General features: G+C 45.8%; 15 protein-coding genes and 1 pseudogene. 7 read left to right on the top strand and 9 right to left on the bottom strand.

Annotated features, from left to right (window positions below; all coding sequences use genetic code 11):
• Positions 1-6 precede the first annotated feature (6 nt).
• Positions 7-1,986 (top strand): DNA primase, encoded by a 1,980-nt coding sequence (dnaG, locus tag BST99_RS08170; RefSeq protein ID WP_105001360.1) that lies wholly within the window; start codon positions 7-9, stop codon positions 1,984-1,986.
• A gap of 51 nt (positions 1,987-2,037) precedes the next feature.
• On the opposite strand, the gene BST99_RS08165 is transcribed toward dnaG, so the two are convergent.
• Together BST99_RS08165 and nadE are read right to left on the bottom strand one after the other, a co-directional pair.
• Positions 2,038-2,667, bottom strand: a complete 630-nt coding sequence (locus BST99_RS08165) for a response regulator (RefSeq protein WP_105001359.1) — start codon at positions 2,665-2,667, stop codon at positions 2,038-2,040.
• A 166-nt stretch (positions 2,668-2,833) separates the two neighbouring features.
• Positions 2,834-3,630 (bottom strand): annotated as a pseudogene (gene nadE / locus BST99_RS08160) (NAD(+) synthase).
• 73 nt (positions 3,631-3,703) lie between these two features.
• Here nadE and gldB point away from each other — a divergent pair.
• Positions 3,704-4,681, top strand: coding sequence for a gliding motility lipoprotein GldB (gldB, locus tag BST99_RS08155; protein ID WP_105002471.1), 978 nt, complete (start codon positions 3,704-3,706; stop codon positions 4,679-4,681).
• Positions 4,682-4,695: 14 nt separating this feature from the next.
• Entirely contained in the window at positions 4,696-5,046 is a 351-nt protein-coding gene (gene gldC / locus BST99_RS08150; RefSeq protein WP_105001358.1) for a gliding motility protein GldC, read from the top strand.
• Between the two features lies 1 nt (position 5,047).
• Here the strand turns inward: gldC and BST99_RS08145 are convergent, their stop codons facing one another.
• The 7 genes from BST99_RS08145 to BST99_RS08115 all read right to left on the bottom strand — a co-directional run bounded on the left by BST99_RS08145 (position 5,048) and on the right by BST99_RS08115 (position 10,864).
• The gene (locus BST99_RS08145; RefSeq protein WP_181044186.1) at positions 5,048-5,371 is read right to left on the bottom strand and encodes an ATP-binding protein; all 324 of its coding nucleotides are present in this window, start codon (positions 5,369-5,371) and stop codon (positions 5,048-5,050) included.
• Positions 5,353-6,264, bottom strand: a complete 912-nt coding sequence (locus BST99_RS08140) for a GAF domain-containing sensor histidine kinase (RefSeq protein ID WP_105001356.1) — start codon at positions 6,262-6,264, stop codon at positions 5,353-5,355. Before BST99_RS08140 ends, BST99_RS08145 begins: the two co-directional genes overlap by 19 nt.
• A 320-nt stretch (positions 6,265-6,584) precedes the next feature.
• Positions 6,585-7,712 (bottom strand): hypothetical protein, encoded by a 1,128-nt coding sequence (locus tag BST99_RS08135; protein WP_146106246.1) that lies wholly within the window; start codon positions 7,710-7,712, stop codon positions 6,585-6,587.
• A 48-nt stretch (positions 7,713-7,760) separates the two neighbouring features.
• Positions 7,761-8,150 carry a hypothetical protein gene (locus BST99_RS08130; protein ID WP_105001354.1) on the bottom strand — a complete coding sequence of 130 codons (390 nt, stop codon included), beginning with the start codon at positions 8,148-8,150 and terminating at the stop codon, positions 7,761-7,763.
• Positions 8,151-8,280: 130 nt separating this feature from the next.
• Positions 8,281-9,399 (bottom strand): helix-turn-helix transcriptional regulator, encoded by a 1,119-nt coding sequence (locus BST99_RS08125; protein ID WP_105001353.1) that lies wholly within the window; start codon positions 9,397-9,399, stop codon positions 8,281-8,283.
• A gap of 48 nt (positions 9,400-9,447) precedes the next feature.
• Positions 9,448-10,056, bottom strand: a complete 609-nt coding sequence (gene yihA, locus BST99_RS08120; RefSeq protein ID WP_105001352.1) for a ribosome biogenesis GTP-binding protein YihA/YsxC — start codon at positions 10,054-10,056, stop codon at positions 9,448-9,450.
• 43 nt (positions 10,057-10,099) lie between these two features.
• On the bottom strand, positions 10,100-10,864 hold the full coding sequence (locus BST99_RS08115) for an alpha/beta fold hydrolase (RefSeq protein WP_105001351.1): 765 nt from the start codon (positions 10,862-10,864) through the stop codon (positions 10,100-10,102).
• Positions 10,865-11,096: 232 nt separating this feature from the next.
• Here BST99_RS08115 and BST99_RS14955 point away from each other — a divergent pair, with 232 nt between their 5' ends.
• The 4 genes from BST99_RS14955 to BST99_RS08100 are packed head-to-tail and all read left to right on the top strand — an operon-like array spanning position 11,097 to position 12,760.
• Positions 11,097-11,207 (top strand): MraZ N-terminal domain-containing protein, encoded by a 111-nt coding sequence (locus tag BST99_RS14955; protein ID WP_317046137.1) that lies wholly within the window; start codon positions 11,097-11,099, stop codon positions 11,205-11,207.
• Complete coding sequence (locus tag BST99_RS08110; protein WP_317046136.1) at positions 11,204-11,548, top strand: division/cell wall cluster transcriptional repressor MraZ; 345 nt, start codon at positions 11,204-11,206, stop codon at positions 11,546-11,548. Before BST99_RS14955 ends, BST99_RS08110 begins: the two co-directional genes overlap by 4 nt.
• The gene (gene rsmH, locus BST99_RS08105; protein WP_105001350.1) at positions 11,541-12,446 is read left to right on the top strand and encodes a 16S rRNA (cytosine(1402)-N(4))-methyltransferase RsmH; all 906 of its coding nucleotides are present in this window, start codon (positions 11,541-11,543) and stop codon (positions 12,444-12,446) included. The genes BST99_RS08110 and rsmH overlap by 8 nt, the downstream gene beginning before the upstream one ends.
• Positions 12,440-12,760 (top strand): FtsL-like putative cell division protein, encoded by a 321-nt coding sequence (locus BST99_RS08100; RefSeq protein WP_105001349.1) that lies wholly within the window; start codon positions 12,440-12,442, stop codon positions 12,758-12,760. Before rsmH ends, BST99_RS08100 begins: the two co-directional genes overlap by 7 nt.
• Positions 12,761-12,781 lie beyond the last annotated feature (21 nt).

Genomic DNA, 12,781 nt, shown 5'->3' with positions numbered 1-12,781 from the left:
GCACCCTTGATTTCTAGATCCACCATCGACCAAGTATTTGAAACCGCCCGTGTGGAGGAGGTCATTGGAGATTTTGTTCAACTGAAAAAGTCGGGCTCAAACTTCAAAGGCCTCAGTCCATTTACGGATGAGCGGACTCCTAGTTTTATGGTGTCCCCGGTCAAGCAGATTTGGAAAGACTTTAGTAGTGGTAAAGGGGGGAATGTGGTGGCTTTTTTGATGGAGCACGAGCACTACAGCTATCCTGAAGCCATTCGCTACCTGGCCAAAAAGTACCAAATTGAAATAGAGGAAACCGAGCAGACGGATGAAGAAAAGCTGAAAGCGGACAAAAGAGAGTCTCTCTTTCTGGTTTCGGAATATGCCAGGGATTACTTTCAGGAGCACCTTTGGGAAAGCCAGGGTGGTCGGGCCATTGGGCAGACCTATTTCAAGGAAAGAGGTTTTACGGAAGAGACGATTCGTTTTTTTCAGTTGGGGTACTGTGGAGAATCCTGGGATGAATTCAGTAAGACGGCCTTGGAGAAAGGTTACCAAAGTGAATTTTTGACCGGAACAGGCCTCAGTATTGCCCGAGACGACAAAGAAGGAGAACAGCGCTATATCGACCGTTTTAGAGGTCGGGTGATCTTTCCGATCCATTCTATGAGTGGACGGGTTTTGGGTTTCGGTGGCCGTATTCTGGATCAGAATAAAAAGGCAGCCAAATACCTGAATTCTCCCGAGAGCGATATTTACCACAAGAGCAAGGTGCTCTACGGGATCTATTACGCCAAAAAGTCTATTGCTAAGGAAGACAACTGCTTTCTGGTCGAAGGCTATACGGATGTCATTCAATTCTACCAAAAGGGAATTGAAAATGTGGTGGCCTCCAGTGGAACGGCCTTGACTCCCGAACAAGTTCGATTGGTTAGTCGTTTGACTAAAAATATTACCGTCCTTTTTGATGGAGATGCAGCTGGGCAGCGCGCCGCTCTGCGAGGGGTGGATCTTATCCTGGAACAGGGACTGGCGGTCAAGGTCTGTACTTTTCCGGAAGGGCAGGACCCCGATAGCTTTGCGCGTGCTCACAGTTTGCAGGATGTCCAGGAATACTTGGCCGAAAACACCTTGGACTTTATTCGGTTCAAGGCTAAGCTTCTGATGAAAGAGGCGGGGGATGATCCGATGAAAAGAGCGGCGACCATTCAGGATATGGTCAACAGTATAGCCAGGATTCCCAGCCGTATTCAACAAGAAATTTATGTGCAAGAGTGCGCGGGATTGATGCGTATATCCGAGCAGGTTTTGTATTCCAGTTTGGCGCAGTTGCAAGAACGTAAAGGCCGTAAGTCAGCGGAAGAGCGAAGTGCAGCAAAGGTGACCCAGGGCATGGAAGTGGTTCATCAAGATCCTAAGGCCGAAAAGGTGGATCAGCTTTATCAGCTCGAAAAGAAGATCATTGAGATCCTCTTGCTCTATGGAAACCAGACTGAAGAATTCCAAGACCTGGTGTATCGAGAGGATGACAAAGGGGAGATGGTGCTCACCACGGAAGCCCATGAGGCTAAGGTGAGCCAAAAAATCTTTTTGGATTTGCAGGAAGATGAAATCGAGCTTTCGGATCCAGACTTTCAAAAGATTTACACCACCTTGATTGAAAGGTACCAAGCCACGGAGGAATTCAATTGGCAGGATCTGATGAGTATGGAGGACCAGGAATTACTCTCTAAAATTTCGGCAATTGTGATGGATGATCAGCGCTATAACCTTCATGATTGGGAACGGAAAGACATCTACCCTAAAGAAAAGGGAAGGGGTATTGGTCAGTTGGTCAAAGAAACCATTTTAAATTTTCGCTGCGCCCTAATTCAACAGCGTATCGAAAACCTGCAAAAGACGACTCAATCTTCTCAGGATCATCACCACGAAGTCCTGGAAGAGATTATGGGGTATATGCAGTTGAATCAGTTGCTGAATACCCAACTCAATCGGGTACTGTCATAAATAAAACCCTGCTCGGCAGGGCTTTATTCTCATCTAATTTGCGTTGGAAATCTAGTAGAGCTCCAGAGCTTTGGCTTGCTGCAAGAGGTCGACCAGGTTGTCGACATTCAGCTTACGCATCAAGCGCGCTTTGTAGGTGCTGACTGTTTTTTCGTTGAGGTTTAGACCTTCGGCCACCTCTTTATTGCGTTTTCCACTAGCGAGTAGTTTGAGCACTTCTACCTCACGACTCGACAGCTTACGGAAGAAGCGTCGTGGCTTTTGGCTGCCTTCATCAAAGGCTAGACGCTGGGCCAATTCATTGGTAATAAACATGTTTCCTTCGCTGACTTTTTTGACAGCAGAAACGATATAATCGAGTTCCGAAGTCTTTGAAAGGTAGCCGAATGCACCGGCACGAATGGTACTCAAGGCATAGACATCTTCCGATTGTCCAGAGTACATCAAAACTTTTACTTCAGGGAACTCCTGTTTGATCTTACGTAGAGTAGCTATTCCATTGATTTCAGGAATATCCATTTCGAGCATCACTACGTCAGGGGTAATGTTTTCAAGGGTGTTGAAGAGTTCTGAAGTAGAAGCTACGTCTGCAATGACCTGAATTCCTTCAGAGGAATCCAGCACATTTTTAATTCCGAGCCGGACAATAGGGTGATTGTCAGCGATGAGCACTGTTATCATTGTTAATGGTTTATGTTTAACGAATCTGCGGCCTTTGACTAGTTAATAATCTTTGCCCTACAAATTCTAGAGGGAAATTAGTCAAATTGCAAGACAAATCTGCTACTTTTTGAGAAAAACCCTCAAACAATTGAGGTTTTATTCGTCTTTCTTGCGGTTTTTCCGGTTAATCTGCACTTTTCAGGGAGTGAGGTATTTCGCACACCGGATGGGTTGCATTTTATGCTGATTTGCTGCATTATATCGAGAAAAGATCTCAAACACTTCTCGTTCACGGCCCTCGAAGTCCTCGGCCTTCTTCCCTGCATCTGCTTGGGCCATGGCCCATTCTAGTTCAGGATAGCTGGCTCCTATCTGGTCTTCATCGGTACGAGAGTCGCCCCAGAGACCGTCTGTAGGAGGGGCCACCATGATGGCTTCTGAAATTCCCATGAATTCCCCAAGGGCATAGACTTCGCTTTTGAGCAGGTCAGCGATGGGGCTAAGGTCAACCCCGCCATCCCCGTACTTGGTGTAGAAGCCGACACCGAAATCTTCGACCTTGTTTCCAGTACCAGCCACCAGGAATCCTTTTAATGCAGCGAAGTAATACAAGGTGGTCATTCGAAGACGGGCACGGGTGTTGGCTAAAGACATCATGCGGCTTTCTTCCGATTCTACCGGAGGGAGTTCGGCGATCAGTTGATCAAAAACAGAAGTTAACTGTACTTCCTGTCTTTGTACATTGGGGTAGTTTTGTGTCAACCAGTCGATGTGATTAGAGGCCCGAGTTACCTGAGATGCCCCCTGGTGAATGGGCATTTCAAGCACGAGCATGGGTAGGCCGGTACGGGCACATAATGTGGAGGTTACTGCGGAATCTATTCCACCGGAAACCCCGACAACAAATCCGGAAGTTCCTGCGTTTTTGCTATAAGTACTGAGCCAATCGACAATATGCTGAATAATCTTTTCTACCTGCATTGAAGAGAGTTTAGTGCGAATAAAATACTTTTGTAAACTATAAAGGTAAGGCGGAATGTCCTTAAAAGGAAGAATGAAAAAAGCTTACAATCCCTCGACTTTTGTTTTGAGTTTGATTCTTTTGCTTTTCATTGGGTGTAAGCAGGAGGATCCTGTGGAAAAAGAGATTGCGCAGCTGCAAATCAAGAGTTCTCTAGGTCGTTTTGAACAAGCCTTTGCGCATGCAGGAGCAGAGGGACTACCCGAGCTTAAACGGGCTTATCCTTTTTTGTTTCCGACTCAATACCCGGATTCTCTTTGGATAGCCAAGATGAAAGACAGCCTTTTTATAGAAATGAAGGGGCAGGTCGACAGTGTTTTTACAGACTTCAAGGAAGAGGAAGAGGGTCTTTACGCACTTAATCAACACTGGGCCTATTATTTTCCTCAGTACGAATTACCCAAGACCATTACCCTGATTAACGAAAGGGATTACGAAAGGCGGATCCTTCTCGCCGATTCCCTCTTGCTATTAGGACTTGATAATTATCTGGGACAGGACCACCATTTTTACAGTGACCTGCCTCGATATGTCGCACAGCATCTGCAACCGAGTCAGATACTTCCGGACATTGCGGCGACCTATGCCAAGCGCGTGAATCGTCGAAAAGTACAAGAGCGAACCTTTCTGGATCGCATGGTTTACTTCGGAAAAGAACTCTACATCAAAGAAAAGTTGCTGCCAGAAGTGAGTGAAGCTGACCTGATCGGATATAGTTCCGAGCACTGGGCTTGGGCGGAAGCTAACCAAACCGAGATCTGGCGCAATTTTATTGAGAATGAACTGCTCTACAGTACCGATGGGGACTTGGAAAAGCGGTTTTTGGATCCTGCTCCTTTTTCGAAATTCGGATTGGAACTCGACAACGAATCCCCCGGCCGCATTGGCCGTTATATCGGATGGAAAATAGTTCAGTCCTATATGGACCGAAATGGGGTAAGCCTACAAGAAATGATTGATTTGCCACCGGTAAAAATGTTTAGGGCATCTCGGTACAAACCCAAAAAGTAAAAGCAAAGAACACTATGGCGATAGCGCACACTTCAGAAATCAAATTGAAAGTCGGTTTAGATGAGAACCGAGTCCCCGAAGAACTACATTGGTCTGCAGAAGACGGTGGAGTCAACAATGAAGAAGCCAAAGCCATGTTGCTTTCGGTTTGGGACAGTAAAAACAAAGAGTCGTTAAAAATTGACTTGTGGACCAAAGACATGCCGGTAGACGAAATGAAAGTCTTCTTTCATCAAACCCTTCTCACCATGGCTGATACGTTTCACCGGGCGACCATGGATGATAAGATGACGGCTAATTTCCGCGAGTTTTGTCAGTTCTTCGCTAAAGAGCTTGAGTTAGAAGGTTCAGCAGACAAGCAGTAGGCTAAATCGAACACATAGGGGGTTCCTTCTTGGGCAAGGTTATTTCCAGGCAAAATCCTTGGCGATTGGCTTTCCTGTCGACAAGAACCAACTTCCCTTGAAGTCGTTGTACTAAGGTGCTCACGATGGCGAGTCCTATTCCCTCGGATTTACCGTGGTGATTGTCCAGCGTAAAAAAGAGTTCCAGTACCTTTTCTCTATATTTCTCCGGTATACCCGGTCCGTTGTCTTCCCAGCGTAAAAAGATTTCTTCTTCGTTTTCTGAGAAGTGTAATTTGATTTCGGCTTGTGTCGTCTGGTTGAATTCTAGGGAATTTTGAAGCAATTGCTTAAAAATGATTCCCCAAGCTTCCTCGGCATGAAACACCTTTTTTTACAAGCGGTTTTCTTAAAATCAAAGGCAGGCTCTTGTAAAAATTCTGCTTCTACTTGATCCAGTAAAATCGAGAGCTCGAATTCCTCGAACTCCAAAGGCATGGTGCCGCAGTTGTGATAAAGCAGCATCCCGTCTGTGATTTCGTCAAGGTACTCCAGGTTCTCTTGCATACTGTTTAACTGACTCATAGCCGGTCCGTTGAAGGACTTTTTGTAGTCACTGACCAACCAATCCAACATGGTTTGGATATTTCGGACAGGGGTTTTGAGCTCATGCGCGAAGCTGTGGGCGAACTCATTGAGCTGTTCATTGAGTTTGAGTATGTGGATGTTTTGTTCGAAAAGTACGCGAATAACCCTTCTGAATTCCATCAGGATCATGACCTGTTTAGCCAAGTCCTGCAGTGCTTTCTTTTGGGAATCGGATAAGTCCCTTGGTTTATTGTCAATTACGCAAAGCGTGCCCAGTGGAAGTCCGTCCGGGGTTCTAATCGGTGCTCCCGCGTAAAAAACGACGTTGGGTTCTTGTTTTGTCAAGGGGTTGTCATGGAAGCGGATGTCTTTTCGTGCATCACGGACAACCATGATCTCCTCTTGATGAATCGCATGTCCACAGAAAGAAATGTCTCGATGCGTTTCCGGTACACATAGGCCCATTTTCGACTTGAACCATTGACGCTGATCGTCGATCAGGGAAATGAGGGCAATAGGGGTACCGCATATCAGCGATGCTATACGTGTAAGGTTATCGTATTCGGGTTCGGGTAGACTGTCTAGTATGGTGTATTTAAGAAGGGCATCAAGACGTTCCTCTTCTCTTGGGTGAACCTCAGGAGCAAGCATCGACTACAATTTTTAGACTTAATGAGCAATGGCACTAGTGTCTTAAAGGTAAGAAAATACTGCAACTAATAAGTTGAAATTCATTGGTTTTCTTTGGTTCTAAATCTTTAGAAGGGCTTTCTCTAATGTTATTTGATATGTTGATCGCTCAAGCCGGAGGATTATGAGTGAAATTACCCATTTATGGGGATTGTTTGATTAAGTCCCTGTTTGTTATTTGCCTACTAAAAATCGTACTTCTCTGATTTTGGATAGTGGGAGAAGTCAGGGGCCTGGTGATCGGACATGAGGCCCTTTCTTTTTTTCAGTTGATCAACGTCCTACAGGCAGGAACAAAAGAAGTTATCGTAAGAGGCCGTCCATAGGGGATAGAGCTTTCCGTTAGGTCCTATCAGAAAAAGGGTTCGGTTAAAAGTGTAGGGCTTTCCTGTTTTACCTTGCGACGCTATATAACGTTGTCCAAAGTAGGTGGCGACCACGGGAACATCCTTGAATTTGGCAAATACGACCTGGTCCCGGAAATTGGTAAGACAGTCTGCGCATTCATCCATATACCAAAACTGTTGCTGGATTTGAGTGTCCAGAGTAGAATCGCTAGTGAATTCCAAATCAAACGAATACTTGCTTCCAAGAATGGCCTCGGATGATTCCTTTTGATTCCTGATCAGATAACGGGAGGATTCTTCGCATTCATTCCAGTAGTGATACAAACCATCGAAGGTATTGGTGGTCATTCCTTTGGGAGAGATCGATTCAAAAGACAACTTTTCTGATTTTGCTAACTGACCTAACACGAGACTGTAATCCACCACTTTTTCAACTTGATACTCTTGTTCTTCTGGATAAAGGGAATCCTTGAGTTCCGCAAACCATTTTGCTTCCGGGCTCATAACAGCCTCCCATTCATTGCCCTCGGACAATTCGTAAGTCGACAAAGAGGTAGAAGAAGCAATGCTGTCTGGACTAAAACGATACAATCCGTAGAGAATCCCTTTTGGACCTGCTCGGTGACTGGCTCCTAAATGGTCTGCCCTGAGCGCTTCAAAAAAGAGCCTGTTTTTATGAGTCTTCGGGAGGGCTTGCAAAATACTGTCCATCATGGACCAACCTTGGTCACTCAATGTTCGGGACTGCTCCAGCACACTATCGCAAATGAATCGTCTGTCGTCTATAGAGAGATCGTCGGTCAGTACTTTTTGGTGGATCTTTTGGTAAAGATCGGTTCGGTAATAACTATTGGTGTCGTTCTCTTTGGCCAATTCCTCGGCTCGTAGGCTTTCTTGCCTGGCCCAGTGGGCAGAATCAAAAACAGGGGTGGCTTGTTCGAATAATTTGTCAAATTCGTCTTTTTCTGCCTGTTCGGGAGTAGGAGTTTCTTCTTTCTTTTTGAGTTGGTCGCAAGAGCTAAAGAGAAGGAACAAACAAAGGATACTCAGGAAATGTTTCATGCCGAGAAGATAGAAATTCTTCCCGGCATGAAACTGTAAATTGACTTACTACTCTTTTTTTGTGGCGGTCCAGACGGCTAAAAAATCCCGGTCTATCGCATGGGTCGACCCATACAGCTTGCCCTCTTTGAGGTAAAAACTGGTATTGTAACTGCCGGAATTATCTCTCGAAACCAAGGCTCCGTAGAGATGACCGGTTTGGGAATTGATGCGCCCCTCTTCAATTTGTACACCTTCTCGGTAAAAGACTCCGTAGAAGCCTTTGCTGTCTACTTTTTCGATGTGCATGATCGCAAAATTGTTGTCTGTGGAATCATTCGGAGTCATATCGAGTTGCCATTCCCCGATAAATTGATATGGGGAGTTTGAATGGGTGTTTTGGGCTTGTGCTAAGCTGAATGAGAGGAGCGTCAGTACTCCTAGAATTAAGGACTTCATATGGGTTTATTTTTAAAATTTAAGGATACCCCGTCTTGGAGATCACTGAGGCAAACCTAGAACATAGCGGGCTTCAGGTCGTTCCAATTCGCCGGATGACCCCTTTTAAACAATTCAATTAATGAATTGACTATTCCGATTTACGCAGTTCTTTGGGAGAAATGCCCAGGTGTTTTTTGACGGCCCGTTGGAAGGAAGACTTGGAGTTGAATCCAGCCTCATAAGCCAAGCTGAGCAGGGTGTATTTGCTGTTTTCGGGTAGGCTTGCCAGCCGTTTGATCTGCTCGGCGCGAAGTTGGTTGATGTAGTCGTTGAACTTTAGTTGGAGGACGTGACTAAAACAGCGGCTTAGGAGGTAAGGTTTGACCTCTAGTTTATCGGCCAGATTGTTTAGGGAAAGTTCCGGGTCTTTATAAAGCTGTTCCTTCTGCATGGCCACATGAAGCTTTTCGGCAAGCCGTTTCAGTTGGGCTTCTTCTCCTTCTTTCAGGGATTTTCGACTAGTGTTTTTGAAATTTTTGTGGTAGCCAGAAAACCCAAGCCAATAAATGAGTCCGGCCATACCAATAAAGAAAGGGAAGTAGAAAAATTGGGTGAAGTAGAAATAAGACATGAACTGGGCATCTTCAAAGAGCAAGAAGTCCACGAGTAAAGTCCCTAAAACGAGCGCAAAGTAAATCTGAAAGCTGCGCATCATCTGGGTTAGCCATTTTTTAAGAGCGGGGTCGGTGTGCTCTTCTTTTTCTTTAATCAAGCCAAGAGCAATCGTCGTGTAAATGACGATCAACAGGGAGGCGATCACGTAATTGGTGGGCATGTTCATCCAAATGGCATAGCCGTAGTAGCCCATAGTACTCAGGCTGTCTTTGGTGCCGTCCCAGTAGAGGTTTTGTAAGCGAACAAAAATGCTGATGCTGACCTGTAACACAAACGGAATCAGGTGCAGCAGGTGCTTCTTTTTCCACTTAAAATTGTTTTCGACCTGAGCACGAACGTAAAAGTAGAGCAGGGGAGCATTGATCCAGCCCATGTCAATCATAAAGTAGTACCAGGTGTCGTAGTGCCCCAAACCAAATAGACGTAAGACTTGAATCAAAAGGCGGTAAGAAAGGAAGAAAAGGATGCAGGCCAACAGTTGGTTGGCGGTCTTGGGACGTTCTTCTTTACGCAGCAGTCGAATGCCGTAGACCAGTCCTTGAACGGCTCCAATGCTGAGTAAGATGGCGATAAGGGTATTTTGTAAAGACAATGGCCAGGTTGATTGCCTTCTAAGGTACAATTTCTTGCCGCAGTTTGTTTACCCTTTTGGCAATTGGGTGTTGATCTGGTGGATGTAGTTCAGTACTTCTTCCTTGCCTAAGCGGTTGGCTGCGGAGGTGGTAAAATGTGGAGGAACCTCTTCCCATGCACCTTCCAACAATCCATTGAGGTAATCCTGAACCTGATTTTCAAGTGCCTGAGGTTTGAGTTTATCCGCTTTGGTGAAAATGATGGCAAAAGGGATGCCTTCCTGTCCTAACCACTCCATAAACTCCAGGTCAATCGGTTGTGCTTCGTGTCGGATATCAATCAAAACAAAAGCGCAGACGAGTTGCTTTCGTTTTTTGAAGTAATCCGTAATATAGGTTTGAAAGGTCTTGCGCTGTTTTTTGGAAACCCGGGCATATCCGTAGCCTGGAAGATCCACCAAAAACCAACTCTGGTTAATTTTAAAGTGGTTGATCAACTGGGTTTTACCCGGACGCGATGAGGTCTTGGCCAGGTGCTTTTTGTTGGTCAGCATATTGATGAGCGAAGACTTGCCTACATTCGACCGCCCGATAAAGGCGTATTCAGGCAGAGGTTCCTTGGGGCATTTGGCCACCTCGGTATTGCTCATAACAAATTCAGCATGACGAACGTCCATGGGCGGGTACTCTAGAATTAGGTAATTAAATTAGAAAAAGGATCTAGAACTGACGGTCTTTTAGCCAGGATTCCAGGATTTCGTTGAAGCGGTCAGGGTGCTCCATCATAGGGGCGTGTCCGCATTTTTCTATCCAGAACAAGTTGGAGTCCGGTAGAAGTTGGTGAAATTCTTCCGCCACATTGGGTGGAGTCACGGTGTCGTTCTCTCCCCAGATAATACAGGTAGGCGTATGCATGTCTGGTAGGTCCTTGGCCATATTGTGGCGAATAGCACTCTTTGCAATAGCCAAGGTTTTGATTAGCTTCTTGCGGTCGTTGATGGTGGCGTATACGTCGTCGACGATTTCTTTGGTCGCGATCTCCGGATCGTAAAATACGTCCTGGGCTTTTTTCTTGATGAATTCGTAGTCACCACGTTTGGGATAACCGTCACCCATGGCACTTTCGTAAAGCCCTGAACTTCCTGTTATGACAAGAGCTTTCGCCTTTTCAGGGAACATCTTGGTATGCAGTAATCCGATGTGACCTCCCAGGGAGTTGCCCAAAAGGATCACCTTATCCAGCCCTTTGTACTCGATGAACTCTGCCAAAAACTTCGCAAAGTTTTTAACGGTGGTTTTGAGCATAGGCATGTCGTAGATCGGGAGTTCGGGTACGAGTACCTGGTATCCCAAGTCTGGAAAATGGCTGGTAACCCCTTGAAAATTACTCAAGCCGCCCATAAGGCCGTGGAGAATGATAACGGGGGTGCCCTGTCCTACTTCAATGTAGCGGTATTTCCCTTCTTCGATGAGCTGCTCTTCCATGAATATAGTTCCCGATTCGGAGCCGCAAATATAGGGATTTCAGAAATCTTCTTAGTCCCCTTCTGAAGTCCTGTCCAGACTTGGAAAAATTCCACAAACACCCCGTTTTACGGGAAAAAGTGAGGAAATACACCGAAAAAATCCAAAATGTGAATAAAAGTGTTTTTTTGTGGAAAAATGTGGAAATAATTCTTCTATATTTGAGTTGTCATACATAAAGAAGACGTTTTCAATGACCAATTTGATCGGGCAATACGACTGCAAGGCCGATGCCAAGGGAAGGGTATCTCTTCCCGTGGGATTAAAGACCCAGTTGTTGCCTGTGCTCGAAAAAGGTTCGTGATTAAGCGATCCGTTTTTCAGCAATGTCTCGAGTTGTATCCCCGCGAAGAGTACGATGAATTAGTCAAAAGAGTACGTGCTAAGAGCAGGGTGCACCGCAAGTATGATGCGTTCTTAAGAAATTTTGTTGCGGGCACACAGGTGGTAACCATCGAAGAGAATGGTCGCTTGCAGATTCCAAAGAACCTTGTTGCGTTCGCTGGAATCACCAAAGAAGTAGTGCTCAGTTCGGCCATTGACCGAATTGAGATTTGGGACAAAAGCAAGTACGAATCCATTCTTCTTGAGGGTCAAAACAATTACGCTGACCTGGCGGAAGAGATATTCGCCGACGATGTCTGATTATCATCATCCGGTACTGTTGACGGAGTCCTTGGATGGGCTTGATGTCAAGCCGGAGGGTGTGTATGTCGATGTGACGTTTGGTGGGGGAGGACACTCCCGTGCTTTACTCGATCGACTGGGACCTGAAGGAAGGCTCTACGGTTTTGATCAAGATGCCGACGCGGCTCGCAACATGATAGATGACGATAGGTTTCAGCTGGTTCAGGCCAACTTTAAGCATATCAATAGGTTCTTAAAATTTCATGGCGTCCAGCAGGTGGACGGAGTCTTAGGTGACTTTGGCGTTTCGTCTCACCAGTTTGACACCCCGGATCGGGGGTTTTCGACTCGCTTCGACGGCGAGCTGGATATGCGGATGGATGCGACCCAAGGTCAGAGTGCTGCAGATGTTGTTAATGAATACAGCGAAGCAGAGCTGATTCGGGTTTTTCGGGACTATGGAGAATTGCGTCAGGCGCCAAAACTGGCCCGAATGCTGCTCAAGGCTCGAACCCAAAAGCCTATTTCGACCACCCTGGAACTCCGGGAGTTGTTGGAAGGGAGTATTCCTAAGCACAAAGTCAACAAGGAATTGGCTCAGCTTTTTCAGGCGCTCCGAATAGAAGTAAATGATGAGGTGGGGGTGCTAAAAACCTTTTTGCAGCAACTGCCTCAGCTGGTGAAAGTCGGAGGACGTATTTCGCTGATCTCTTACCATTCATTAGAAGATCGGTTAGTAAAGCGATTTGTCCGGGATGGAAAGTTCGAAGGAGAGGCAGAAAAAGATTTCTACGGAAATCAACTGGTCCCTTTTAAAAAAGTAGGAGGGCTCATCGTCCCTAACCAGGACGAGATCAATCAAAATAACCGGGCGCGTAGCGCCAAACTCAGAATAGCCGAACGAACAACATGGTAAAGGAAGGACTTCTAGACATACTCAAAGGAAATTTCCTGGTCAGCGATGAGGCGTCCAAGAACTGGCGCTTCTTGCTCTTCGCTTCTGTTTTGGCTGCTTTGATGATTGCCAGCAGTCACCAAGCCGATAAAAAAGTACATCACATAGCGGATTTGACCCAGCAGGTCAAAACCCTAAAAAGCACACAAGTAAAACACAAAAGAGAAATCCAGCAGTTGCTGTTGGAGTCCCGATTAAAAGAGGAGTTGGCTCCGATTGGATTGGGTGTCCCAGAGCAACCGCCGGCCAAGATTCAAATCGTAAGTCAACCTTAAACCAGCCGAAGAGAACACTTA

The sequence above is a fragment of the Aureicoccus marinus genome (assembly GCF_002954325.1).
Lineage (GTDB): Bacteria > Bacteroidota > Bacteroidia > Flavobacteriales > Flavobacteriaceae > Aureicoccus > Aureicoccus marinus.
This window is presented reverse-complemented; position numbering and strand designations above follow the sequence as displayed.